Source organism: Streptomyces sp. Tu 3180 (assembly GCF_009852415.1).
GTDB lineage: Bacteria > Actinomycetota > Actinomycetes > Streptomycetales > Streptomycetaceae > Streptomyces.
Map to the genome: position 1 here is coordinate 6,757,716 of NZ_WOXS01000002.1, position 24,601 is coordinate 6,782,316.

The 24,601-nt window shown below is 75.1% G+C and carries 22 protein-coding genes; 17 read left to right on the forward strand and 5 right to left on the reverse strand.

Going from position 1 to position 24,601, the window contains the following annotated elements; translation table 11 throughout:
- Positions 1-194: 194 nt before the first annotated feature.
- Positions 195-1,001: an IclR family transcriptional regulator gene (locus GL259_RS31010; RefSeq protein ID WP_159536579.1), complete on the reverse strand. Its 807-nt coding sequence runs from the start codon at positions 999-1,001 to the stop codon at positions 195-197.
- Between the two features lie 261 nt (positions 1,002-1,262).
- Between GL259_RS31010 and allB the strand changes: the two genes are divergently transcribed.
- The 3 genes from allB (at position 1,263) to GL259_RS31025 (ending at position 4,716) form a co-directional block, all read left to right on the forward strand.
- A complete protein-coding gene (gene allB, locus GL259_RS31015; RefSeq protein ID WP_159536580.1) occupies positions 1,263-2,603 on the forward strand; it encodes an allantoinase AllB in 1,341 nt (446 codons plus the stop codon).
- A 31-nt stretch (positions 2,604-2,634) separates the two neighbouring features.
- Positions 2,635-3,750 carry an allantoicase gene (alc, locus tag GL259_RS31020; protein WP_159536581.1) on the forward strand — a complete coding sequence of 372 codons (1,116 nt, stop codon included), beginning with the start codon at positions 2,635-2,637 and terminating at the stop codon, positions 3,748-3,750.
- A gap of 339 nt (positions 3,751-4,089) precedes the next feature.
- A complete protein-coding gene (locus GL259_RS31025) occupies positions 4,090-4,716 on the forward strand; it encodes a dihydrofolate reductase family protein (RefSeq protein WP_159536582.1) in 627 nt (208 codons plus the stop codon).
- 47 nt (positions 4,717-4,763) lie between these two features.
- Here the strand turns inward: GL259_RS31025 and GL259_RS31030 are convergent, their stop codons facing one another.
- Positions 4,764-4,964 (reverse strand): hypothetical protein, encoded by a 201-nt coding sequence (locus GL259_RS31030; protein ID WP_159536583.1) that lies wholly within the window; start codon positions 4,962-4,964, stop codon positions 4,764-4,766.
- Between the two features lie 180 nt (positions 4,965-5,144).
- Between GL259_RS31030 and GL259_RS31035 the strand changes: the two genes are divergently transcribed.
- Together GL259_RS31035 and GL259_RS31040 are read left to right on the forward strand one after the other, a co-directional pair.
- The gene (locus GL259_RS31035; protein ID WP_159536584.1) at positions 5,145-6,428 is read left to right on the forward strand and encodes a histidine kinase; all 1,284 of its coding nucleotides are present in this window, start codon (positions 5,145-5,147) and stop codon (positions 6,426-6,428) included.
- A 113-nt stretch (positions 6,429-6,541) separates the two neighbouring features.
- Complete coding sequence (locus tag GL259_RS31040) at positions 6,542-7,216, forward strand: response regulator transcription factor (protein ID WP_159539133.1); 675 nt, start codon at positions 6,542-6,544, stop codon at positions 7,214-7,216.
- Positions 7,217-7,358: 142 nt separating this feature from the next.
- On the opposite strand, the gene GL259_RS31045 is transcribed toward GL259_RS31040, so the two are convergent.
- Entirely contained in the window at positions 7,359-8,381 is a 1,023-nt protein-coding gene (locus GL259_RS31045) for a Gfo/Idh/MocA family oxidoreductase (RefSeq protein WP_159536585.1), read from the reverse strand.
- Between the two features lie 128 nt (positions 8,382-8,509).
- Between GL259_RS31045 and GL259_RS31050 the strand changes: the two genes are divergently transcribed.
- The 8 genes from GL259_RS31050 to GL259_RS31085 all read left to right on the forward strand — a co-directional run bounded on the left by GL259_RS31050 (position 8,510) and on the right by GL259_RS31085 (position 19,322).
- Positions 8,510-9,247, forward strand: a complete 738-nt coding sequence (locus GL259_RS31050) for a GntR family transcriptional regulator (RefSeq protein WP_208026640.1) — start codon at positions 8,510-8,512, stop codon at positions 9,245-9,247.
- Between the two features lie 190 nt (positions 9,248-9,437).
- A complete protein-coding gene (locus tag GL259_RS31055) occupies positions 9,438-10,442 on the forward strand; it encodes a sugar ABC transporter substrate-binding protein (protein ID WP_159536586.1) in 1,005 nt (334 codons plus the stop codon).
- On the forward strand, positions 10,439-11,482 hold the full coding sequence (locus GL259_RS31060) for an ABC transporter permease (RefSeq protein WP_159536587.1): 1,044 nt from the start codon (positions 10,439-10,441) through the stop codon (positions 11,480-11,482). Before GL259_RS31055 ends, GL259_RS31060 begins: the two co-directional genes overlap by 4 nt.
- The gene (locus GL259_RS31065; protein ID WP_159536588.1) at positions 11,479-12,312 is read left to right on the forward strand and encodes an ATP-binding cassette domain-containing protein; all 834 of its coding nucleotides are present in this window, start codon (positions 11,479-11,481) and stop codon (positions 12,310-12,312) included. Before GL259_RS31060 ends, GL259_RS31065 begins: the two co-directional genes overlap by 4 nt.
- Positions 12,313-12,502: 190 nt before the next feature.
- Positions 12,503-13,651 carry an ROK family glucokinase gene (locus GL259_RS31070; RefSeq protein WP_159536589.1) on the forward strand — a complete coding sequence of 383 codons (1,149 nt, stop codon included), beginning with the start codon at positions 12,503-12,505 and terminating at the stop codon, positions 13,649-13,651.
- Complete coding sequence (locus GL259_RS31075; RefSeq protein WP_159536590.1) at positions 13,648-14,226, forward strand: sugar kinase; 579 nt, start codon at positions 13,648-13,650, stop codon at positions 14,224-14,226. Before GL259_RS31070 ends, GL259_RS31075 begins: the two co-directional genes overlap by 4 nt.
- 117 nt (positions 14,227-14,343) lie before the next feature.
- Positions 14,344-17,256 (forward strand): DEAD/DEAH box helicase, encoded by a 2,913-nt coding sequence (locus GL259_RS31080; protein ID WP_243762431.1) that lies wholly within the window; start codon positions 14,344-14,346, stop codon positions 17,254-17,256.
- Positions 17,253-19,322: an SWIM zinc finger family protein gene (locus GL259_RS31085; RefSeq protein ID WP_159536591.1), complete on the forward strand. Its 2,070-nt coding sequence runs from the start codon at positions 17,253-17,255 to the stop codon at positions 19,320-19,322. The genes GL259_RS31080 and GL259_RS31085 overlap by 4 nt, the downstream gene beginning before the upstream one ends.
- Positions 19,323-19,454: 132 nt before the next feature.
- Here the strand turns inward: GL259_RS31085 and GL259_RS31090 are convergent, their stop codons facing one another.
- Together GL259_RS31090 and GL259_RS31095 are read right to left on the reverse strand one after the other, a co-directional pair.
- A complete protein-coding gene (locus tag GL259_RS31090) occupies positions 19,455-19,820 on the reverse strand; it encodes a metalloregulator ArsR/SmtB family transcription factor (RefSeq protein WP_159536592.1) in 366 nt (121 codons plus the stop codon).
- Between the two features lie 201 nt (positions 19,821-20,021).
- Positions 20,022-20,396: a hypothetical protein gene (locus tag GL259_RS31095; protein WP_159536593.1), complete on the reverse strand. Its 375-nt coding sequence runs from the start codon at positions 20,394-20,396 to the stop codon at positions 20,022-20,024.
- A 626-nt stretch (positions 20,397-21,022) separates the two neighbouring features.
- Here GL259_RS31095 and GL259_RS31100 point away from each other — a divergent pair.
- From GL259_RS31100 to GL259_RS31115, 4 genes are all read left to right on the forward strand, one after another.
- Positions 21,023-21,310, forward strand: coding sequence for a DUF1876 domain-containing protein (locus tag GL259_RS31100; RefSeq protein ID WP_159536594.1), 288 nt, complete (start codon positions 21,023-21,025; stop codon positions 21,308-21,310).
- 369 nt (positions 21,311-21,679) lie between these two features.
- A complete protein-coding gene (locus GL259_RS31105; protein WP_159536595.1) occupies positions 21,680-22,978 on the forward strand; it encodes an alpha/beta fold hydrolase in 1,299 nt (432 codons plus the stop codon).
- A gap of 74 nt (positions 22,979-23,052) precedes the next feature.
- Positions 23,053-23,688 carry an MBL fold metallo-hydrolase gene (locus GL259_RS31110; protein ID WP_159536596.1) on the forward strand — a complete coding sequence of 212 codons (636 nt, stop codon included), beginning with the start codon at positions 23,053-23,055 and terminating at the stop codon, positions 23,686-23,688.
- A gap of 52 nt (positions 23,689-23,740) precedes the next feature.
- Positions 23,741-24,520: an exodeoxyribonuclease III gene (locus GL259_RS31115; protein ID WP_159536597.1), complete on the forward strand. Its 780-nt coding sequence runs from the start codon at positions 23,741-23,743 to the stop codon at positions 24,518-24,520.
- The last annotated feature ends 81 nt before the right edge of the window (positions 24,521-24,601 follow it).

Genomic DNA, 24,601 nt, shown 5'->3' on the forward strand with positions numbered 1-24,601 from the left:
GGAGTCCGGCTCACCGGCACGCCGTCGGCCGGTTCGTCCGGTGGACCCGGGCCCGCGGGCCGGTGCCGGCGGCCCGGGCGCGCCGGCCGCGGAGTGCGCCACTTCCCCGGGGAGCGGCGCCCCCGGGGGCCCCGGCCCGCCGGACGCGCCGACGGCGTCCACCGGGGCCGGAGGTCCGTCGCCGGTGCGGAAGGTCAGGAGGTCGGGCCGGCGCCCGACGCGGTGAGCACCTCGGAGAGCTCCGCCGCGACCTGCTGGAGCACCGGCACGATCCGCTCCGTCGCGGCGTCCGTGACCCGCCCCGCGGGACCGGAGATGGAGATCGCCGCCGCCGTGGGGGAGTCCGGCACGGGCACCGCGAGGCAGCGGACGCCGATCTCCTGCTCGTTGTCGTCGACGGCGTAACCCCGGCGGCGCACGTCCTCCAGCGCCGCGAGGAAGCCCTCCGGGGTGGTGATGGTCCTGTCCGTCGCGGCCGGCATGCCGGTCCGGGCCAGCAGCGCCCGGACCTCCTCCGGCGGGAAGCCGGCCAGCAGGGCCTTGCCCACGCCGGTGGAGTGCGGCAGGACGCGGCGGCCGACCTCGGTGAACATCCGCATCGAGTGCTTGGACGGCACCTGCGCCACGTACACGATCTCGTCCCCGTCGAGCAGCGCCATGTTCGCCGTCTCGCCGGTCTCCTCCACCAGGCGGGCCAGGTACGGGCGGGCCCAGGTGCCCAGCAGCCGGGAGGCGGACTCGCCGAGCCGGATCAGGCGCGGACCGAGCGCGTACCGGCGGTTGGCCTGCTGGCGCACGTAGCCGCAGGCCACGAGCGTGCGCATCAGGCGGTGGATGGTCGGCAGCGGCAGGCCGCTGCTCGCGGACAGCTCGCTCAGGCCGACCTCGCCGCCCGCGTCCGCCATCCGTTCGAGCAGGTCGAAGGCGCGCTCGAGGGACTGCACACCGCCACTGGCGGCTGACCGGGCGGAGTCGGTGGTGCTGGCGCTGGACGTCGGCACGGCGCGTTCCTTTCGGGGCTGGCGGGAAGGGCAGAAGCCTACCCGGCGGCCGGTTGACCGCCCGCTTGTACGTCACTACGTTCTGCTTGTCGAAATTGTATTTCCACTTAGTGGAATCGTCCAGAACGCGCCCGCCGGTGCGCCGCTACGGGAGGCGCGCCCTTGACGGGGCGGGGCCGGAGGGGAAGACTCCTTCAACAGAACGTTGAATTTTGCAGGTGGACGTCACGTCCAGGCCGACGGAAGGTCAGGAGGATCCGGGTGTCCGACGCCGAACTGGTGCTGCGCTCGACGCGTGTCATCACCCCCGAGGGAACACGTGCCGCGTCCGTCGCGGTCGCCGGCGGCACGATCACGGCCGTCCTGCCGTACGACGCGCCCGTCCCCGGGACCGCACGGCTGACGGACCTCGGCGACGACGTCCTGCTGCCGGGCCTGGTCGACACCCACGTGCACGTCAACGACCCCGGCCGCACGGAGTGGGAGGGCTTCTGGACCGCCACGCGCGCCGCGGCGGCCGGCGGCATCACCACGCTCGTCGACATGCCGCTCAACTCCCTGCCGCCCACCACCACGGTCGGCCACCTGCGCACCAAGCGGCGGGTCGCCGCCGACAAGGCGCACGTCGACGTCGGCTTCTGGGGCGGCGCGCTGCCGGACAACGTCGAGGACCTGCGCCCGCTGCACGAGGCCGGCGTCTTCGGCTTCAAGGCGTTCCTGTCGCCCTCCGGCGTGGACGAGTTCCCCCACCTCGACCAGGAGCAACTCGCCCGCTCCCTGGCCGAGATCGCCGCCTTCGACGGCCTGCTGATCGTGCACGCCGAGGACCCCCGCCACCTCGCCGCCGCCCCGCGGCACGCCGGCCCGAAGTACGCCGACTTCCTCGCCTCCCGCCCGCGGGACGCCGAGGACACCGCCATCGCCCACCTCGTCGACCAGGCGCGACGGCTGGGCGCGCGGGTGCACGTGCTGCACCTCTCCTCCGGCGACGCACTGCCCCTGATCGCCGCGGCCAAGGCGGACGGCGTGCGCGTCACGGTCGAGACCTGCCCCCACTACCTGACCCTCACCGCGGAGGAAGTCCCGGACGGCGCCAGCGAGTTCAAGTGCTGCCCGCCCATCCGCGAGGCCGCCAACCAGGACCTGCTCTGGCAGGCCCTGGCGGACGGCACCGTCGACTGCGTCGTCACCGACCACTCCCCGTCCACCGCCGACCTCAAGACGGACGACTTCTCGACCGCCTGGGGCGGCATATCCGGCCTCCAGCTGAGCCTGCCCGCCGTCTGGACCGAGGCCCGCAGGCGCGGCCACGGCCTGGAGGACGTCGTGCGCTGGATGTCGGCGCGCACGGCCGAGCTCGTCGGGCTCGAGGCGCGCAAGGGCGCCATCGCACCCGGCCGCGACGCCGACTTCGCCGTCCTCGCCCCCGACGAGACCTTCACCGTCGACCCCGCGGCCCTCCAGCACCGCAACCCCGTGACGGCGTACGCGGGCAGGACCCTGTACGGCGTCGTGAAGTCCACCTGGCTGCGCGGCCGGCGCATCGTCTCCGGCGGCGAGTTCACCGAACCGAAGGGCCAACTGCTCACCCGCTCCCACTGACCCCGGACCCGAAAGGCAGGCCCAGATCACCGTGACGGCGACCCCGCGCTTCACCGGCGACGCGAACCCCTACGGCGGCGGTGACCCGTACGCCGACTACCGCACCGCCGACTTCCCCTTCACCCACCTCGCCGACCTCGCCGACCGCCGGCTCGGCGCCGGTGTCGTCGCCGCCAACGACGAGTTCTTCGCCCAGCGCGAGAACCTGCTGCTGCCGGAGCGCGCCGAGTTCGACCCCGAGCACTTCGGGAACAAGGGCAAGGTCATGGACGGCTGGGAGACCCGCCGCCGGCGCGGCACCTCCGCCGAGCACCCCTGGCCGGCCGCCGAGGACCACGACTGGGCACTGATCCGGCTCGGCGCGCCCGGAGTCGTCCGCGGCGTCGTCGTGGACACCGCCCACTTCCGCGGCAACCACCCGCAGGCCGTGTCCGTCGAGGGCACCTCGGTGCCGGGCTCCCCGTCCCCCGGGGAACTGCTCTCGGACGACGTGAAGTGGACGACCCTCGTCCCCCGCACCCCGGTGGGCGGCCACGCCGCCAACGGCTTCGCCGTGGCGGCCGAACAGCGCTTCACCCACCTGCGCCTCAACCAGCACCCCGACGGCGGCATCGCCCGCCTGCGCGTGTACGGCGAGGTCGTCCCGGACCCGGCGTGGCTGGCGGCGCTGGGCACCTTCGACGTCGTCGCCCTGGAGAACGGCGGCCGGGTCGAGGACGCCTCGAACCTCTTCTACTCACCGGCCACCAACACCATCCGGCCCGGCCGCTCCCGCAAGATGGACGACGGCTGGGAGACCCGGCGCCGCCGCGACCGGGGCCACGACTGGATCCGCTACGCGCTGACCGCCCGGGCGCAGATCCGCGCCCTGGAGATCGACACCGCCTACCTGAAGGGCAACAGCGCGGGCTGGGCGTCGGTTTCGGTGAAGGACGGCGACGACGGCGAGTGGCGGGAGATCCTGCCCCGCACCCGCCTCCAGCCCGACACCGACCACCGCTTCGTCCTGCCCGAACCGGCGGTCGGCACGCACGCGCGCGTGGACATCTTCCCCGACGGCGGCATCTCCCGGCTGCGCCTGTTCGGCTCCCTGACCGAGCAGGGGGCGGCCGCCCTGGCGGCCCGCCACCAGGAACTGGGCGGCTGACCCGCGGAAAACCCCGTGGGGCGCCGGAGGGGGCGGGCGTGACAGCGCGCCCACCCCCGCACGGCGGCCATCCCCGCGGTGCCCGCCCCCGCCGCGATACCCGGCACCGCCCCCGCGCGCCGCGCCGGTGCCGCGGCCTGCGCCGGTCGCCAGGGCCGCCCTGCCGAGCAGGGCCTCCTCAGGGTTGTGCGACGTCACGGGGCCGTCCCGGCACCCCCGCTCCCGGGGCGCCGGCGGCCAATGGACCTCGAACCGGCGCGCGAGCGATGAGTTGCGGGCCCCGCCGGGGTCTGAGCTGATGACGTCACACCCCCGTTCAGCGAAAGGCAGGAACCCGCCATGGGCAAGCTCGTCGTCACCACCTTCGTCACCCTCGACGGCGTCTACCAGGCCCCCGGCGGCCCCCAGGAGGACACCAGGGACGGCTTCGAGCAGGGAGGCTGGAGCGTCCCGTACGGGGACGAGGACTTCGGCCGCTTCGTCGACGGGGTCTTCTCCCGGGTGGGCGCCTTCCTCCTCGGCCGCCGCACGTACGACATCTTCGCCTCCTACTGGCCGAAGGTGACCGACCCGGCCGACCCGATCGCCGGCAGGCTGAACGCCCTGCCGAAGTACGTCGTCTCCGGCACCCTCACCGACCCCGGGTGGGCCGGCACCACCGTGGTCGGCGGCGACCTCGCCAAGGAGGTCACCGCCCTCAAGGAGCGCACCGACGGCGAACTCCAGGTGCACGGCAGCGGCGCCCTCGCGCGGTCCCTGTTCGCGCTCGACCTCGTGGACACCCTCCACCTGCTGACCTTCCCGGTCGTCCTCGGCGCCGGGCGCCGCCTGTTCCCGGAGGGCTCGATGCCGACGGCGTTCCGGCACACCGGCGGGCAGATCACGGCCGCGGGCGTCTCCATCCAGTCCTACGACCTGGCGGGCCGCCCCGAGTACGGCTCGTACGAGCTGCCGGAGAACCCCTGACGGCGAACCGGCCGGCGGACGCCGCCCGGACGGGGCCCGGCCCGCGGTCAGCCGGCCCCCCGGCTCTCCGCGGCGGCGAACAGCGCGACGCCCAGCACGAGCAGGGAGACGCTCGCGTAGACCTCGTAGCCGTCGAGGAGACCGATCCGCTGCACCAGACCCCAGTGCCAGCCGGAGAACTCGGTCACCAGGCCCGCCACGCCCTGCACCACCGCGATGAAACCCAGGAATCCCAGCAACTGCTTCATGCCGTCCACTTTTGCCCCGCGGACCTCCCGGCCGGTACCGGCCGGGAGGCCGGACCGCTCCGACGGAAGACCACGGTCCGTGCCGTCCGGCGCGACGGAAGTCTGCGCCGGTGCGACGTAGGTGGGTGATTTCGTCCGCGCCGCGGCGGCACGGGTGCCCCCTGCGTAGATTTGCCGACCGTGACTGGTGACAAGGCGGCGCAGACCGTCCCGGTGTTCACGGGCCGCAGATGGTTCTTCCCGTCCGCCCTCATCCACGAACTCGACCCCGACGGGGCCCGTTCCGGGCGCCGGCCCCGGCGCACCGCGCGCGACTGGGCCGTCGACTTCTCCTGTTTCCTGCTGGCCGTCCTCGTGGGCCTGGCGGGTGCCGAGACGCTCGCCGGCAGCTCCTCCGTCCCGAGGTCCCTGGCCCTCGCCGACCAGGCACTCGGCGCGCTGTCCTGCGCCGCGATCTGGCTGCGCCGGCGGTGGCCGCTCGGGCTGGCCGCGGTCATGGTCCCGGTCAGCTTCGTCTCGGAGACCTCCGGCGGCGTCGCCGTCATCGCCCTGTTCACGCTCGCCGTGCACCGCCCCTTCCGGTACGTGGCGTGGGTGGGCGGCGCCCACGTGGTGCTCGTCCCGCTCTACTTCTGGTGGCGCCCCGATCCCGACCTGCCGTACCTCGCCTCGCTCGTCCTCTTCGAGGTGCTGATGGTCGCGGTCGTCGGCTGGGACATGTTCGTACGGTCCAAGCGGCAGCTCGTGCTGAGCCTCAGGGACCGGGCCCGGCGCGCGGAGACGGAGGCGCTGCTGCGGGCCGAGCGGGCGCAGCGGCTCGCGCGCGAGGCCATCGCCCGCGAGATGCACGACGTGCTCGCGCACCGGCTGACGCTGCTGAGCGTGCACGCGGGCGCCCTGGAGTTCCGGCCCGACGCGCCCCGCGAGGAGATCGCGCGGGCGGCGGGCGTCATCCGGGAGAGCGCGCACGGGGCACTGCAGGACCTGCGGGAGATCATCGGTGTGCTGCGGGCCGGCGAGTCCGACGACGCCGGCGGCCGGCCGCAGCCGACGCTCGCGGCGCTCCGCACCCTGGTCGCCGAGTCCCGGCGGGCCGGTGCGCGGGTCACCCTGGAGCAGCGGGTCACCGACCCGGCCGCCGTCCCCGCCTCGGTCGGCCGCACCGCCTACCGGATCGTCCAGGAGGGCCTGACCAACGCCCGCAAGCACGCCCCCGGCGCGGAGGTCACCGTGTCGGTCACCGGCGGGCCGGGGGAGGGCCTCACCGTGACCGTGCGCAATCCCCCGTCCGGGGGGAACGCACCGCCCGTGCCCGGCGCCGGGCAGGGCCTGATCGGCCTCACCGAACGGGCCACCCTGGCGGGCGGCACCCTGGACCACGGGCCCACGTCCGACGGCGGGTTCGAGGTGCGGGCACGGCTGCCCTGGGGGCGGGCGGGGGCCGGGACCGGGGACCGGCGGTGAGCCGTGGGCCGGGAGCGCCGGACGCGCCGGCGGGAGGCGTCCGCCGGGCGGCGCCCGGCGGAGCGGCCGCTCGGTGTGTTCACGACCCGCCCCACCGTGATGACATGCACACCATGACCGCGATCAGACTGCTCCTCGTCGACGACGACCCCCTGGTGCGGGCCGGGCTGTCCTTCATGATGGGCGGTGCCGACGACATCGAGATCGTCGGTGAGGCCGCCGACGGCGGCGAGGTCGAGGCGCTCGTCGACCGCACCCGCCCGGACGTCGTCCTCATGGACATCCGGATGCCGACGGTGGACGGGCTCGCCGCCACCGAGGCGCTGCGCCGGCGCGAGGACGCCCCGCAGGTGGTGGTGCTCACCACCTTCCACGCCGACGAGCAGGTGCTGCGGGCGCTGCGCGCGGGCGCCGCCGGATTCGTCCTCAAGGACACACCGCCCGCCGAGATCCTCGCCGCGGTGCGCCGGGTCGCGGCCGGCGACCCCGTCCTGTCGCCCGCCGTCACCCGCCAGTTGATGGCCCACGCGGCCGGCACCGCCGCCGACACGCGGCGTACGCGCGCGCGTGAGCGGATCACCGCCCTCAACGACCGTGAACGCGAGGTCGCCGTCGCGGTCGGCCGGGGCCTGGCCAACGCGGAGATCGCCGCGCGGCTCTTCATGAGCGTGGCCACGGTCAAGACCCACGTCTCCCGGATCCTGGCCAAGCTCGGGCTCAACAACCGCGTGCAGATCGCCCTGCTCGCCCACGACGCCGGGCTCCTGGAGGACGCCGGGGGGCGATAGCGCCGCGCGGGCGTGCCCGGCCCGCCCCCGTCCGCCGCCGTTCGCCCACCGAAGGCGCCCCGCTCTCCACGACCGCGTCCCCCGGGCCCGGCCTCGTCACGGCCGGGCGCCCCGACGACGCGGCCCCGGCCCGGCGGGCCCGTCAGTCGAACGCCGCGTCCGCCCCGCCCGCGAGCTCCGCCGGCCGGACCGGTCTGCGCTCCCGCCGGGACAGCTCGCACGCCTCCGCGATCCGCAGCGCCCGCAGGGCCTCGCGCCCGTCGCAGGGGTTGGCCCGCTCGCCCCGCACCACCTCGACGAACGCGATCAGCTCCGCCTCGTACGCGGGCCCGAACCGCTCCGGGAACCCGGTCCACGGCTTGTCCGCGGGCGGCGGCCCGGTCGGCTCGGTGGACGCGATCGGCGTGCGGTCGTCCAGGCCGACGGCGATCTGGTCCCGCTCCCCGGCGAGCTCCATGCGCACGTCGTAGCCCGCGCCGCTCAGGCGGGTCGCGGTGACCGTGGCGAGCGTGCCGTCGTCGAGGGTGAGGAGCACCGCGCCGGTGTCGACGTCGCCCGCCTCCCGGAACACCGCGGGCCCCGCGTCGGACCCGGCGGCGTAGACGTCCACGACCTCCCGGCCGGTCACCCAGCGCAGGATGTCGAAGTCGTGGATCAGGGTGTCCCGGTACAGCCCGCCGGACTGCGCCAGGTACCCGGCCGGCGGCGGCTCCGTCTCGCCGGTCGTCGCCCGTACGGTGTGCAGCCGACCGAGCCGGCCCGAGCGCACCGCCTCGCGCGCGCCCGTGTAACCGGCGTCGAAGCGGCGCTGGAACCCCATCTGCAGGACGGTTCCGGCGGCCTCGACCTCCCTGATCGCCTGCAACGTGCCCGCGAGGTCCAGGGCGACGGGCTTCTCGCAGAACACGGGCAGCCCCGCGCGTGCCGCCCGGCCGATCAGTTCGGCGTGCGCGGACGTGGACGTCGTGATCACCACGGCGTCCACTCCCCAGGCGAAGATCTCGTCCATCCCGGGTGCCGCCGTCTCGCCGAGCCGGTGCGCGAGCGCCCGGGCCCGAGCCGGCTCCGCGTCCGTGAGGATCAGCGAGCCGACGTCGCGGTGCCTGCTGAGCGTGCGGGCGTGAAGGGTGCCGATGCGGCCCGTACCGATGACCCCGATGCGCATGGAAACAAAGTGCGGTCCGCGCCCTCTCCTGTCAATGCGCATGTCCGGACAACCGGACTACACAACTTCCCGTCAACAGCGCACGGAGCTACGCTCGGGCCGTGCCGAAACCAGAAGTGGACCCGACCGTGCAGCTGGAGCTGAGCGTGGACCGCAGCTCCCCCGTGCCGTTGTACTTCCAGCTGTCCCAGCAGCTGGAGGCCGCTATCGAGCACGGCACGCTGACCCCCGGCAGCCTGCTGGGCAACGAGATCGAGCTCGCCGCGCGGCTCGGTCTGTCCCGGCCGACCGTCCGCCAGGCCATCCAGTCCCTCGTCGACAAGGGCCTCCTCGTGCGCCGCCGCGGAGTCGGTACCCAGGTGGTGCACAGCCAGGTCAAGCGCCCCCTGGAGCTCAGCAGCCTCTACGACGACCTGGAGGCGGCGGGCCAGCGTCCGGCCACGAAGGTCCTGGTCAACACCGTCGTCGCCGCGCCCGGCGAGGTCGCGGCCGCCCTCGGGGTGGCCGAGGGCGGCGAGGTGCACCGGATCGAGCGGCTGCGGCTCGCGCACGGGGAGCCGATGGCGTACCTGTGCAACTACCTGCCGCCCGGCCTGCTCGACCTGGAGACCGGACAGCTGGAGGCCACCGGCCTGTACCGGCTGATGCGGGCCGCCGGGATCACCCTGCACAGCGCCCGCCAGACCATCGGGGCCCGGGCCGCCACCGCCGACGAGGCCGAGCGCCTCGGCGAGCAGACCGGCGCCCCGCTGCTCACCATGCAGCGCGTGACCTTCGACGACACCGGCCGTGCGGTGGAGTTCGGCACCCACACCTACCGGCCCTCCCGCTACTCCTTCGAGTTCCAGCTGCTCGTCCGCTCCTGACGGCCGCGGCGCGGCGCGGGGTGACGGGAAGCGGCGGACGCCGCCCTTCGTCGCAATGTCCGGACAATGTGACCGGTTCCCGCTCCCCGGGCGGTGGCCTCTGAGGTCCGTGTTCCAGAATGGGGCGTTTGGGGCCGGTGCGGTCATCGGTCCCACGCACGGCGGAACACAGCAAGAAGGGCACGGCCTCGTGGCACGGTTTTGGACCTGGGTGGGCGTCGCGGTGGCGGGGGCGCTGAGCCTCTCGCTCGCCGGATGCAGCAGTACCGGCGGCAAACGGGCGGAGGACGCCCGGGCGGCCGCGGCCGCCCAGGGCAGGGCGGCGGTGGACACCCCCCGCTGGACCTTCGCGATGATCACGCACGCGGGGGACGGCGACACCTTCTGGGACATCGTCCAGAACGGGGCGGAGCAGGCCGCGGTGAAGGACAACGTCCGCTTCCTGTACTCCCACGACGACGAGGCCCAGCAGCAGGCACAGCTCGTGGACGCGGCGATCGACAAGAAGGTGGACGGGATCATCGTCACCCTCGCCAAGCCGGACGCGATGAGGGCGGTCCTCGCCCGGGCCCGCGAGGCCGGCATCCCGGTGGTCACCGTGAACTCCGGTTCGGCCGAGTCCCGGGAGTTCGGCGCGCTCGCCCACATCGGCCAGGACGAGACGATCGCCGGTGAGGCCGTCGGCGAGGAGCTGGACGAACGGGGCCGGAAGAAGGCCCTGTGCGTCCTGCACGAGCAGGGCAACGTCGGCCACGAGCAGCGCTGCGACGGCGTGGCGAAGACCTTCGACGGCACGCTGGTCCGGCTCCACGTCAACGGCACGAGCATGCCCGACGTCCAGTCGGCGATCGAGGCCCGGCTCCAGTCCGACCCCGACGTGGACGCCGTCGTCACGCTGGGCGCGCCCTACGCCGACACCGCGGTGAAGGCCCGGGAGGGCGCGGGCAGCGACGCCGAGATCGACACCTTCGACCTCAACGCCAAGGTCGCCGCCGGCCTCAAGGACGGCAGCCTCGGCTTCGCCGTCGACCAGCAGCCCTACCTGCAGGGCTACGAGGCGGTCGACCTGCTGTGGCTGTACCGCTACAACGCCGACGTCCTGGGCGGCGGCCGCCCGGTGCTCACCGGTCCGCAGATCATCACCGGGGCCGACGCGGCCGCGCTCGAGGCGTACACGAAGCGGGGCACCCGATGAGCACGACGACTCCCGACGTTTCTGATGAAAGGTTTCTGCGCGCCTCGCCCCCGCTCCGGCGGCTGCTGAGCCGCCCCGAGCTCGGCTCGATCGTCGGCGCGATCGCCGTCTTCTGCTGCTTCGCCCTCGCCGCCGACGGCTTCCTGCGCGCCTCCAGCCTCGGCACCGTGCTGTACGCGTCCTCCACGATCGGCATCATGGCCGTCCCGGTGGCGCTGCTGATGATCGGCGGCGAGTTCGACCTGTCGGCCGGCGTCCTGGTCACCTCGTCGGCGCTGCTCTCGTCGATGTTCAGCTACCAGATGACCGCCAACGTCTGGGTCGGCGTCGGGGTGTCCCTGCTGGTCACGCTCGCCGTCGGCGCCTTCAACGGCATCATGCTGGCCCGCACCCGGCTGCCGAGCTTCATCATCACGCTCGGCACCTTCCTGATGCTGACCGGCATCAACCTCGGCTTCACCAAGCTCGTCAGCGGCACCGTCTCCACCAGGACGATCGCCGACATGGAGGGCTTCGACAGCGCACGGGCCCTGTTCGCGTCGACCCTCACCGTCGGCGGCGTCCCCGTCAAGATCACCGTCGTGTGGTGGCTCGCGCTGGTCGCCCTCGGCAGCTGGATCCTGCTGCGCACCCGCGCGGGCAACTGGATCCTCGCGGTCGGCGGCAACGAGCGGGCGGCCCGCGCCGTGGGCGTCCCCGTGGCCCGGACCAGGACCGGCCTCTACATGGGCGTGGCCCTCGGCGCCTGGATCTGCGGCCAGCACCTGCTCTTCAGCTACGACGTCGTCCAGTCCGGCGAGGGCGTCGGCAACGAGCTGGTCTACATCATCGCGGCCGTCATCGGCGGCTGCCTGATCACCGGCGGCCACGGCAGCGCCGTCGGCTCGGCGGTCGGCGCGCTGCTGTTCGGCATGACCAGCAAGGGCATCGTCTTCGCCGAGTGGAACCCGGACTGGTTCAAGTTCTTCCTCGGCGGGATGCTGCTCCTCGCGACCCTGCTCAACACCTGGGTGCGCCGCCGCGCGGAGGCCGTGAAATGACCGGGACCGCACACCGCACGCCGCTGGTGGAGCTGTCCGGCGTCAGCAAGCACTACGGCAACGTGCGCGCCCTCGAAGGGGTCTCCCTGCGGGTGCACGCCGGTGAGGTCACCTGCGTGCTGGGCGACAACGGCGCCGGCAAGTCCACCCTGATCAAGATCATCGCGGGGCTGCACCGGCACGACGGCGGCACACTGGCCCTGGACGGCGAGACCACGCGCCTGTCCTCCCCGCGCGAGGCCCTGGACCGCGGCATCGCCACCGTCCACCAGGACCTGGCCGTCGTCCCGCTCATGCCGGTCTGGCGGAACTTCTTCCTCGGCTCCGAGCCGCGCAGGGGCGTCGGCCCCTTCAAGCGGATGGACGTCGACCTCATGCGCCGCACCGCCCGCGCCGAACTCCTCCGGATGGGCATCGACCTGCGCGACGTCGACCAGCCGATCGGCACCCTCTCCGGCGGCGAACGGCAGTGCGTGGCGATCGCGCGCGCGGTGTACTTCGGCGCCAAGGTGCTGGTGCTGGACGAGCCGACGGCGGCCCTGGGCGTGAAGCAGTCCGGTGTGGTCCTGAAGTACGTGGCGGCGGCACGGGACAGGGGCCTGGGCGTCGTCCTCATCACCCACAACCCGCACCACGCGTACCTGGTGGGCGACAGGTTCGTCCTGCTGAAGCGGGGCACGGCGGTGGGGAACCACGAGCGGGACGAGATCACCCTGGACGAGCTGACGAGGCAGATGGCCGGCGGCGACGAGCTCGACGGCCTGCGCCACGAACTGCGACGTGCCCGCCAGGGCCGTCGTCCGGATCAGGCCGCGGGGCATCGGCGGTGACGTGACCTCGCCGTGCCGGGCCCCGCGTCCGCGGCACGATTCGAACGACAGGCCCCGGGGCGCGGGGCCGTGCCGATGCGCCGCCCCGCCGCCCGGGCGCGACCGGCCCGGCACGCCCGGCACCGGACGGTGCCGCCCCGAGCCCGGCCTGTTCGGCACCCGGCGGAGCCGTGCGGCACAATCGCACACGATGAGCACCTACCGCGACTTCACCGCCCCCATCGGCTCCCGCCGGGCCCCGGTCCTCAGAACCGTCGGCACGCGGGAGCGCCGCTCCCACCTGACGGCGCCCCGCGTCCCGACGGTGGGCATCGACATCGGCGGCACCAAGGTCATGGCGGGCGTCGTGGACGCCGACGGCAACATCCTGGAGAAACTCCGCGCGGAGACCCCGGACAAGTCCAAGAGCCCCAAGGTCGTCGAGGACACCATCGTCGAGCTGGTGCTGGACCTGTCCGACCGGCACGACGTGCACGCGGTCGGCATCGGCGCGGCCGGCTGGGTCGACGCCGACCGCAACCGCGTGCTGTTCGCCCCCCACCTGTCCTGGCGCAACGAGCCGCTGCGCGACCGCCTCTCCGGGCGGCTGTCCGTGCCCGTGCTGGTCGACAACGACGCCAACACCGCCGCCTGGGCCGAGTGGCGCTTCGGCGCCGGACGCGGCGAGGACCACCTCGTCATGATCACCCTGGGCACCGGCATCGGCGGCGCGATCCTGGAGGACGGGCAGGTCAAGCGCGGCAGGTACGGCGTCGCCGGCGAGTTCGGCCACATGCAGGTCGTCCCCGGCGGCCACCGCTGCCCCTGCGGCAACCGCGGCTGCTGGGAGCAGTACAGCTCCGGCAACGCCCTGGTCCGCGAGGCGCGCGAGCTGGCCGCCGCCGACTCGCCGGTCGCCTTCGGGATCATCGAGCACGTCAAGGGCAACATCGCCGACATCAGCGGCCCGATGATCACCGAGCTGGCCCGCGAGGGCGACGCCATGTGCATCGAGCTGCTCCAGGACATCGGGCAGTGGCTCGGCGTCGGCATCGCCAACCTGGCCGCCGCCCTCGACCCGTCCTGCTTCGTCATCGGCGGCGGCGTCTCGGCCGCCGACGACCTGCTGATCGGCCCCGCGCGGGACGCCTTCAAGCGCCACCTCACCGGCCGCGGCTACCGCCCCGAGGCCCGCATCGTCCGCGCCCAGCTCGGCCCCGAGGCCGGCATGGTCGGCGCCGCCGACCTCGCCCGCCTGGTCGCCCGCCGCTTCCGCCGGGCCAAGCGCCGCCGGGTCGAGCGCCACGAGCGCTACGAGCGGTACGCGGAGGTCCGCCGCACCATCCGGGAGTCGCTGTGACGGGTGAGTTCCCCCAGCGGACGGGGGGCACGGAGGGGTCCCGCCCGGCCGAGGACCGCCGGCACGTGATCCGCCGCAGGGCCCTCACCCTGCTGATCATCGTGCTGCTCATCGGCATCCCGGCCGGCTATCTGGTGATCTCCGCGAACCAGAGCCGGGCCAGCGGCAAGGACAAGGAGGCCAAGTACTCCGCGACCGGCCTGACCGAGGGCTGGCCGTCGAAGCTGCAGCGCCGCATCTACCAGGTGCCCGTCCCGCACCCCGCCTGGTGGGTCGCGTACTACGAGACCAACAACTGGAAGACCAGCCGCCTCTACGTCGAGTTCGAGACCACCGACGCGGGCCTGAACGCCTTCCTCACCAGCATGGGCGTGCGGCCGGACGACCTGAAGCGGGACGACCTCACCATCGGCGCGCGCGACCGGCACGTCACCGGCTGGACCTTCGACGGCCCCGGCACCTGGTCGGGCCTCGTCCACGAGCAGAAGAACCCGGCACCCACCCACGACGTCGTCGTCAACCACCACAAGCCGGGCTACCCCCGGGTGTACGTCGTCTCCCGGACGGTGCCCTGATCCCGCGCCGCCCCGGCCCCGGCGGGCGCGCAGGAGGCCGCCGGGCCCGATTGTCGGACCCCGCCCGTAGAGTCGAGGACGACTGATCGGACACGCGGGCGGGAGGTGACGGGGCGCATGGGCGAGGGGACCGCGGTGGCCGGGCGGCGGACGGCCGGGGCACGCGCGGACGGGCCGGAGGTTCCCGTCCGCCTCGCCGCCGTCTTCCTGCCCGCCCCCCTCCCGCGCGACGGCCGGATCGCCTTCTGGGACCCCGAGGGCGGAGCCGTCGACGCGGGGCACGCAGGGACGGGGGACACCGCGGCGGCCCCCGCGCGGCGCACCGAGCTCACCGTCGTCCGCCCGCACGGCGCCGGGGTGCGCCGGCGGACGACCCCGGCCCTCTCGCTCCCCCTCGACGAGGCACTGCCCCTGCTGGTCCGCGCCCGCCACGACCCCGCGGCCCACCCCGCCACCGCCTGCTGGGGCGCCGCCGCCCTGCACGCACTGCGGCTCACGGCGCGCGGCCGGCTGCTGCCCGGCCTGACCGCCGCCGGCCACGACGCCTGGCGCGCCGGCCCGCTCGAACCGGACGACGTGGCGCACCTGCGCGCCGTGGCCGCCGCCCTGCCGTACGAGGGCCACGCCGTCCCGCTGCCCGGGCCCGGCCCGCTCCGGCTGCCGCAGCCCGAAGCGCTGGTGCGCGCCTTCCTGGACGCGGTCGCCGACACCCTGCCCCGCACCCCGGCCGCGCCGTACGCCTCCGGAGCGCCGTTCGCCGCCCGGGGGGCCCAGCGGCTGCCCGGCGCCCGGGACTGGGCCGCCGAGGTCGCCGCCGGGATGGACGCCGGGGTGCGGATCTCCCTCCGCCTCGACCTGTCCGCCCACGACCTCTTCGACGGCGGCGGCCCGGGAGCCGGCGCGGACGGCGACGGGGCGGGCGCGCGCGGCGCGGGCGCGGCGATCGTCCAGGTGCACAGCCTCGCCGACCCCACGCTGGTGACCGACGCGGCCGCCCTGTGGGCGGGCGAGGCGGACGGCGCCTTCGGTCCCCGCGCGCGGGTGGACGCCGCCCTCGCCGTCCGCCGCGCGGCCCGCGTCTGGCCGCCGCTGGACCGGCTCCGCGACCAGGACGTGCCCGACGTGCTGGCGCTGTCCGAGGACGAGCTGAACGACCTGCTCGGGGTGGCGGCCGGCCGGCTCGCCGCGGCCGGCGTCGCGGTGCACTGGCCCCGGGACCTCGCCCAGGACCTGACCGCCACGGCGGTGGTCCGCCCGGCCCCCGGCTCGGCGACCGACGGCACCGGCTTCTTCGAGAGCGGGGACCTGCTGCGGTTCGGCTGGCGGCTCGCCCTCGGCGGCGACCCGCTCACCGAGGCCGAGATGGACGCCCTGGCCGAGGCGCACCGCCCGGTCGTCCGGCTGCGCGACCGGTGGGTGCTGGTCGACCCCGCCCTCGTCCGCAAGGCCCGCAAGCGCGACCTGGGGCTGCTCGACCCGGTCGACGCGCTGTCCGTCGCCCTCACCGGCCGTGCGGAGGTCGACGGCGAGACGGTCGAGGCGGTGCCGACCGGTGCCCTGGCCGTCCTCCGCGACCGCCTGACCGCCGGCGTGGGCCCCGCCGAACAGCCGCCCGGCCTGGCCGCCACCCTGCGCGACTACCAGCTGCGGGGCCTGGCCTGGCTCGACCTCATGACCTCCCTCGGCCTCGGCGGCTGCCTCGCGGACGACATGGGCCTCGGCAAGACCGTCACCGTCATCGCCCTGCACCTGAAACGGGCCCGTACCGAACCGACCCTGGTGGTCTGCCCGGCCTCGCTGCTCGGCAACTGGCAGCGGGAGATCACCCGGTTCGCCCCCGGCGTCCCCGTCCGCCGCTTCCACGGCCCCGACCGCACCCTGGACGACCTGGACGGCGGCTTCGTCCTCACCACCTACGGCACCATGCGCTCCGCCGCGCCGACGCTGGCCGCGCGGACCTGGGGCATGGTCGTCGCCGACGAGGCCCAGCACGTCAAGAACCCCCACTCGGCCACGGCGAAGGCGCTGCGCACCATCGGGACGCCCGCGCGCGTGGCGCTGACCGGCACCCCCGTCGAGAACAACCTCTCCGAACTGTGGGCCCTGCTCGACTGGACGACCCCGGGACTCCTCGGCCCCCTGAAGTCCTTCCGCGCCCGGCACGCGCGCGCGGTGGAGACCGGCGAGGACGAGGAGGCGGTCGAACGCCTCGCCCGCCTGGTGCGCCACTTCCTCCTGCGGCGCAGGAAGTCCGACCCCGGCATCGTCCCCGAACTTCCGCCCAAGACCGAGACGGACCACCCCGTGCCGCTCACCCGTGAACAGGCCGCGCTGTACGAGGCGGTGGTGCGCGAGTCGATGCACGCCATCGAGACCGCGCGGGGCATGGGCCGCCGCGGCCTGGTGCTGAAACTGCTGACCTCGCTCAAGCAGATCTGCGACCACCCGGCGCTGTACCTGAAGGAGGAGCACGCGCGGGCCGGGGACGGCCGGCTCGCCGCCCGCTCGGGCAAACTCGCCCTGCTGGACGAGCTGCTGGACACCCTGCTCGCCGAGGACGGCTCGGCCCTCGTGTTCACGCAGTACGTCGGGATGGCCCGCCTGATCACCGCGCACCTGACCGAGCGCGCGGTCCCGGTCGACCTCCTCCACGGCGGTACGCCGGTGCCGGAGCGGGAGCGCATGGTGGACCGCTTCCAGAGCGGGGCGACCCCCGTCCTGGTGCTGTCGCTCAAGGCCGCCGGCACCGGGCTGAACCTCACCCGCGCGGGCCACGTCGTCCACTTCGACCGCTGGTGGAACCCGGCGGTCGAGGAGCAGGCCACCGACCGCGCCTACCGCATCGGCCAGACCCAGCCCGTCCAGGTCCACCGCCTCATCACCGAGGGCACCGTCGAGGACCGCATCGCCGAGATGCTCCAGTCCAAGCGCGCCCTCGCCGACGCGATCCTCGGCTCCGGCGAGTCGGCCCTCACGGAGCTGTCCGACCGCGAGCTGTCCGACCTGGTGTCCCTGCGGAGGCCGGCATGACGCCCCGCCCGTCCGACGAGGCCCGCGAGGCCCTGCGCGCGGCGCGGGAGCGGGCGGGCCGCGAACCCGCGTCCCCCGGCACCCCCGACCGGCGGACCGCCCCCGACCCGGCCGCCCGGCGGCCCGAGCGGCCGGCGCAGCGGGAGCAGCGCCCGGGCGACGCGGCCCGCGAGGCGCTGCGCCGCGCGGTGCGGGCCCGGCGCGCCGCGGCCCCCGCGGCCGGTGACCTCGGCGACCCGGGCGGGGAGAACGCCGACACGCCCGCGGAGCAGGACACCGGCGCCTCCCCGGCAGCCGTCTCCCCGACGACCGCCTCCCCGGCAGCCGACGACGCACCGCCCGGCGAGCTGCCCGACGGCGCGCCGGCCGCTGCCGGACCCGGAGCCGAGAGGGCCGCGGACCGCCCCGCACAGCGCCCCGGGGACATCGCCCGGGAGGCACTGCGCTCCGCCCGCGAGGAGGCCCTGCGCGTCCGCACGGAGGCCGGCGACCGGGAGGGGCGGGTCGAGCCCCGCCCACGGCGCACCCCGCACCCCGCCCCCCGGGTGCCGCGCACCACCCGCGGCGACCGTGCCGCCGACGTCCGGGCGCGCGAGGTGCGCGAGGCGCTCACCGACGCCTTCCGCATGCCCGCCCCGCCGGACGAGCCGGAGCGGGCACCCGACGCCGGCCCCCGCGCCCACCGGAGCACTCCGCCCCCCGGCGTCCCCGGCCCGCCCGGGACCCGGCGGGACACCGGACCCGGCACCGCACCGCCGACGTCCCCCGTCCCCCACGCCGCGCCGCACGCCGTCCCCCGCTCCATGGCCGTCCCCGCGCGCGACGGCGACCTGCGCCGCACCTTCCCCGCCTTCCCGCCCCGCGCCTCGGACGGCGGGGGCTTCGCCGAGACCTGGTGGGGCAACGCGTGGGTCACCGCGCTCGAGGAGGGCGCGCTGGACGCCGCACGGCTGGCGCGCGGGCGCGGGTACGCCGAGCAGGGCCACGTCGACGCGATCACCGTCACCCCGGGGCTCGTCCTCGCGTACGTGCGGGGCAGCCGGCCGCGGCCGTACCGCGTGCAGGTGCGGCTGCGGACGTTCCGGGACGCCGACTGGGAGCGGTTCCTGGACGCCGCCGCCGACCGGCCCGGCCACATCGCGGCACTGCTGGACAAGGAGATGCCCCAGTCCCTCGCCGACTGCGGGGTCCCCCTGCTGCCCGTCCCCGGCGACCTCGACCCGCACTGCAGCTGCCCGGACTCCGGCCACCCCTGCAAGCACGCCGCCGCGCTCTGCTACCAGACCGCCCGGCTGCTCGACGCCGACCCGTTCGTGCTGCTCCTGCTGCGCGGACGCGGCGAGCGCGAGGTGATCGACGCCCTGTCCCGGCTGAGCGCCGCCCGCGCGGCCCGCGCCGCCCGGGAGAAGGAGCCGGAGCCCCTGCCCGGCGTACGGGCCGTCGACGCCCTCGCCCCGCGCGCCCTCCCGCCGCTCCCGGCCCCGCTGCCCGCGCCCGCGCACCCCGAGCAGCCCCCGGTGTACCCCGCGTCCCCCGGCGGCCCGGACCCGTTCGCGCTGGACCAGCTGGCCACCGACGCGGCCGCCCGCGCCCACGCCCTGCTCACCACCGGCCGTGACCCGGTCGGCGGGCTCACCCTGTGGCAGGACGCGGTGCGGCTCGCCGCCGCCCGCCCCGGCTCCGGCCTGACCGCGGCCACGCGCGCGCTGTACTCCGCCCTCGCCACCGCCGCCGGACGCACCCCCGCCGAGCTGGCGCGCGCGGTCGCCGCCTGGCGCCAGGGCGGCCCGACGGGCCTCGCCGTCCTGGAGGAGCCGTGGGACCCGCCGGCCGGCCGCTTCGACCGTGCCCGCCCGCTCCTCCTCGCCGCCGACCTCCCGGCCTTCCGTCCCCGGCGCAACCGCCTCACCCACCCCCGGGGCCACGTCCAGCTCCGCCTCGGCCGCGACCACCTGTGGTACGCCTACGAGTCCGAGCCGGGCCAGGAGGACTGGTGGCCCCGCGGCACCCCCGACCCGGACCCCGTCGGCGCGCTGACCGGTCTCGACGCACCGGGCGATCCGTGAGGGTCCGGCCGACGCGCCGCCCGGCGGCCCCCGCGGGGCGCCGGGCGGCGGGCACGCGGATCCGCCGGTGGGTCCGCGCCGGCCGCGCGAGGGCCCTCCCCGGCGCGGTCCCGCCGGTCTCCCCGCGCTCGCTCAGCCGCGCCCGCTCCTGGGGACCGACGCCACGGGTGCGTCCGACTGCCGGAGTTCGGCCAGGAGCTCACTCTGCCCGGCCAGCAGCTCGGTGAGGATCCGGCGGGCCGCGCGGAGCAGTTCGGCGACGTCGCCACCGGCGAGGGCGTACCGGACGGTGGAGCCCTCCCGGACCGAGACGACGATGCCGGCCCTCCTGAGCACGGCCAGCTGCTGCGAGAGGCTGGACGGTTCGATGTCGATGTCGGCGAGCAGGTCCCGCACCGGCACGGGCCCGTGCTGCAGCAGTTCCAGGACCCTGATGCGCACGGGGTGCCCCAGCATGCGGAAGAACTCCGCCTTGGCCTGGTAGAGGGGAACTTGCATGGGTGTGCGCTCCCTGCCGCATCGGGGATGTTCTCCGGGGTGCGGCGGCTCCCCGGCCCGGGCGCCGCCGCACGGTGTGTCCTTCGGGTCCGATCCTTCTCGCTCGGTGTGGCGCGCACCCACGGATTGGGATCATGTTGATGTGGTGACTTGAAGAAATCTTCACATCACGGGCGTGCGTCGACCTGGATCCCGGGGCGTTCACACTTCCAACTGGTCTTCGATCCGCTTGAGTTGGTGCCGGGCCATCGCCAGGTTCGAACGGGACTTGTCGAGCACCAGGTACAGGAACAGGCCGCTGCCGCTCCGGCCGGTGACCAGCCGCATGAGGTGGTACTGGGTCCCGAGCGTGATGAGGATGTCCTCGATCCGGCCCGACAGGCCCAGCATCTCCATGGTGCGCACCTTGTTCCGGATCACGTCCGTGTTGCCGGCCGCCGCGATGGTGAGGTCCAGGTCCTTGCCCCCGCCGAGCGTCCCCAGGGCCATGCCGCTGGAGTAGTCGACGACGGCCGCTCCGAGGGCCCCCTCGACGGCGGTCATGATCTCCTTCAGCGACACTTCCACACTCGCCATGAATGTTTCCCTCTCCAGTCGTCTCGTCGAACGCACCGGCCTCGATGGGGCGGCGGTTCCCGCCCGGCCCGGTGGTGGCACCGTAGGCAGGCGGCATCGGTGCGAGAGGGGCGTGTTTCCCGGGTGTCCCTTAATGATCGGATGCTTGCGCCGGGGAACGACTGTCCGACCGGAATCGGTTCGAAAGGCTTCGGCCGGAGCGCCACGGGACGGCGCCCGTTCCCCCGGCAGGTGCACGCGGCGCCGCGCGGGCAGCGCGAGGCCGGCGAGGAAGCGCGACGTGACGCCGCGCCTCGCCGCGCCGGGTCGAGCGGCCCCCGGCCGTGCACCGCGGCCCCCCTCCTCCCGGCGAACCGCGGAGGACGCACGGACCCGGCTCCGCCGCACCCGCCGGGCCGGGCTTCCCCCTCCCGTACCCCCACGACAGGGGAGGGAGCCGCCTCCCGCCGGCTCCGGGGGCGGGGCGCGGCCGCCCCCGCGCGTCCGTGAGCCCGGCCGACGCGCCGTGCCCGGGCCGCGCGGACAGAATGGTGGAGTGCGACGGCCGGCCGGTGAGGGATCCCGCGCCGACGGACGGGACCCGGCGAGGGCGGGCCGCCGCCCGGCCCGGGACGAGGAGGGCAGCGATGATGCACACGGTGGAATGGAAGGTTCGACTCCACCTCTTCGAGGACGACGAGGGGACGACCAAGGCGCGCGTGGTGCTGGACACCGGCACCACGGAGCTCACCGGCCAGGGGACCGCACACTGTCATCCCGCGGACATGAACGTGCCCGGGATCGGCGACGAACTGGCGGCCGGCCGGGCCATGACCGCGCTCGCCAAGGAACTGCTGGACGCCGCCGAGCGCGACATCGAGGGCATGGGCGCGTCCCGGCCGAGCACCCGGGAGGCCGTCGGGTGGTCCACGTGACCGGCACCGGCGCGGCACCCCGCCGGGCGGGCCGCGCGAGGGCCGGTGACCCCCGCCCTCCCCGGTGACGGTCCCCGCCGGCCCCTCGGCGCGCGGGGCCGGCGGGGACACGGGCGGGGCGGGGCACCGCGTCCGGGTGACACCGGGGCCCCGGCCTCGCCGCCGACGGGCGGCACGCGCACCCCGCGGAGCCGGCCGAGCGGTGTGGGGCCCGGGTGAAGGCGGTGTGAGGGTTCCCCGCTCACCCGTCCGGTGAATCCCGGCGGCGGGCCGCACCGGGCGGCCGGTGGCCGGTTCCTGACGGTGTGTCGGGTGTGAGGATCCGGGCCCCGTGGCGGAACGCACCGTTCCGCCCGTTAGCGTGGAGCGGTGAGCGAGACGAACACCCCTGCCCTCCAGTACCGCTTCGACGGCCCGGAAGACGCACCCGTCCTCATCCTCGGGCCGTCGCTCGGCACGACCTGGCACATGTGGGACCGGCAGGTCCCCGAGCTGACCCAGCAGTGGCGCGTGTTCCGGTTCGATCTGCCGGGACACGGAGGCGCCCCCGCGTACCCCGCGGGTTCGGTCGCCGACCTCACCGCGCGGCTGCTCGCCACCCTCGAGGGCCTCGGCGTGCAGCGTTTCGGCTACGCGGGCTGCGCGCTCGGCGGCGCCGTCGGCATCGAGCTGGCCCTGCGCCATCCCGAGCGCCTCGCCTCCCTCGCGCTGATCGCCGCCTCGCCCCGGTTCGGCACGGCGGACGAGTTCCGCCAGCGCGGGGTCGTCGTGCGCACCAACGGACTCGACCCCATCGCCCGCTCCGCGCCGGACCGGTGGTTCACCGGAGGGTTCGCCGCCGCCCAGCCCGCGATCACCGAGTGGGCCGTGCAGATGGTGCGCACCACCGACCCCGGCTGCTACATCGCCGCCTGCGAGGCGCTCGCCTCCTTCGACGTGCGCGCGGAGATCGGCAGCGTCGGCGTGCCGACCCTGGTGCTGGTCGGCTCCGAGGACCAGGTCACCGGCCCCGCCGAGGCGCGCACCCTGGTCGCCGGGATCCCGGACGCCCGGCTCGCCGTCGTGCCGGGCGCCTCCCACCTGGTGCCGGTGGAGCAGCCCGCGGCCGTCACCGACCTGCTGGTGAGGCACTTCTCCACCGCCTGGCAGCCGGCGTTCGAGACCGCCACCGGCCAGACCGCGCTGCCCGCGACGGCGGCCGGACCGGTCCTGGCCGCCGCCCCGCCGCAGCCCGTTCCCGTCGCCGAGATCGCCCCGCCCGTCGCGGGGCCGCAGGCGCAGGGCAGGCCCGACCCGTACGACGCCGGGATCAAGGTCCGCCGGGAGGTGCTGGGGGACGCGCACGTGGACGGGGTGCTGGCGCAGGCCGACGCGTTCTCGGGCGACTTCCAGGAGTTCGTCACCCGCTACGCCTGGGGCGAGGTCTGGGACCGGCCCGGACTCGACCGGCGCACCCGCAGCTGCGTCACCCTCACCGCCCTGGTCGCCGGCGGGCACCTGGAGGACCTCGCCTCCCACACCCGGGCCGCCCTGCGCAACGGCCTCACCCCGGACGAGATCAAGGAGGTGCTGCTCCAGGCGGCCGTGTACTGCGGCGTCCCGGCGGCGAACAGGGCGTTCCGGGTGGCCCAGCAGGTCGTCCGCGAGGAGACCACGCCCCAGGAGTGACCCCGGGCGCCCCGGCGCGCCGCACGGCGACGGGCACCGGGGCGGGACGGCCCCACGAAGCACAGGATGGATCCATGAAGCTCACGAAGAAGTCGCACTCCTGCGTCCGCCTGGAGAAGGACGGCCGCACCCTCGTCCTCGACCCCGGCGGGTTCAGCGAGGAGGACGCAGCCCTCGGCGCGGAGGCCGTCCTGGTCACGCACGAGCACCCCGACCACTTCGACGAGGGCCGGCTGCGCGCCGCCCTGGAGGCCGACCCGGCCGCCGAGGTCTGGACCCTGAGATCGGTCGCGGAGCGGATCTCGGCGGCGTTCCCGGGCCGGGTGCACACCGTCGGCCACGGCGACACCTTCACCGCCGCGGGCTTCGACGTCCAGGTGCACGGCGAACTGCACGCGGTGATCCACCCGGACATCCCGCGCGTCACCAACGTCGGCTACCTGGTCGACGGCGGGAAGCTCTTCCACCCCGGGGACGCGCTCACCGTCCCCGACCACCCGGTCGAGACGCTGATGCTGCCCGTCATGGCCCCCTGGAACAAGATCTCGGAGGTCATCGACTACGTCCGCGAAGTCGCGCCGCGGCGCGCCTACGACATCCACGACGCCCTGCTCACCGACCTCGCCCGCCCGATCTACGACCGCCAGATCGGCGCGCTCGGCGGCTCCGAGCACCTGCGGCTCGCACCGGGGGCGTCGGCCGACGTGTGAGCCGGCGGGCGGCTGCCGCGGGTTGTCACAGGGGCCGGGTAGGTTGTGGGACATGCGCATCGCGACCTGGAACGTGAACTCGATCACCGCCCGCCTGCCGAGGCTCCTGGCCTGGCTGGAGAGCAGCGGCACGGACGTGCTGTGCCTCCAGGAGGCCAAGGTCGCCGAGGAGAAGTTCCCGGTGGAGGAGCTGCGCGAGCTGGGTTACGAGTCGGCGGTGAACGCCACCGGCCGGTGGAACGGCGTGGCGGTGCTCTCCCGCGTCGGCCTGGAGGACGTCGTCAAGGGCCTGCCCGGCGACCCCGGCTACGACGGCGCCGTCGAGCCGCGCGCCGTCTCCGCGACCTGCGGCCCGGTCCGCGTCTGGTCGGTCTACGTGCCCAACGGCCGTGAGGTGGACCACCCCCACTACGCGTACAAGCTCCAGTGGTTCGAGGCCCTGAAGGCGGCCGTGGCCGGTGACGCGGCGGGCAGCCGCCCGTTCGCGGTCATGGGCGACTACAACGTGGCCCCGACCGACGACGACGTCTTCGACCGGGCCGTCTTCGAGGGCTCCACCCACGTCACCCCCGCCGAGCGCGCCGCCCTCGCCTCGCTGCGCGAGACCGGCCTGTCCGACGTCGTCCCGCGCCCGCTCAAGTACGACCACCCGTTCACGTACTGGGACTACCGCCAGCTCGCCTTCCCGAAGAACCGCGGCATGCGCATCGACCTGGTGTACGGCAACGCCTCGTTCGCCAAGGCGGTCACGGACTCCTACGTCGACCGCGAGGAGCGCAAGGGCAAGGGCGCCTCGGACCACGCGCCGGTCGTGGTGGACCTGGACGTGTGACCTCCGGCCCGCGGCGGCCGGCCGCGCCTCCCCGCCGGCCCGTCCGGTCCCGCGCGCCTGTGGTGCGGAGAACGGCACGAA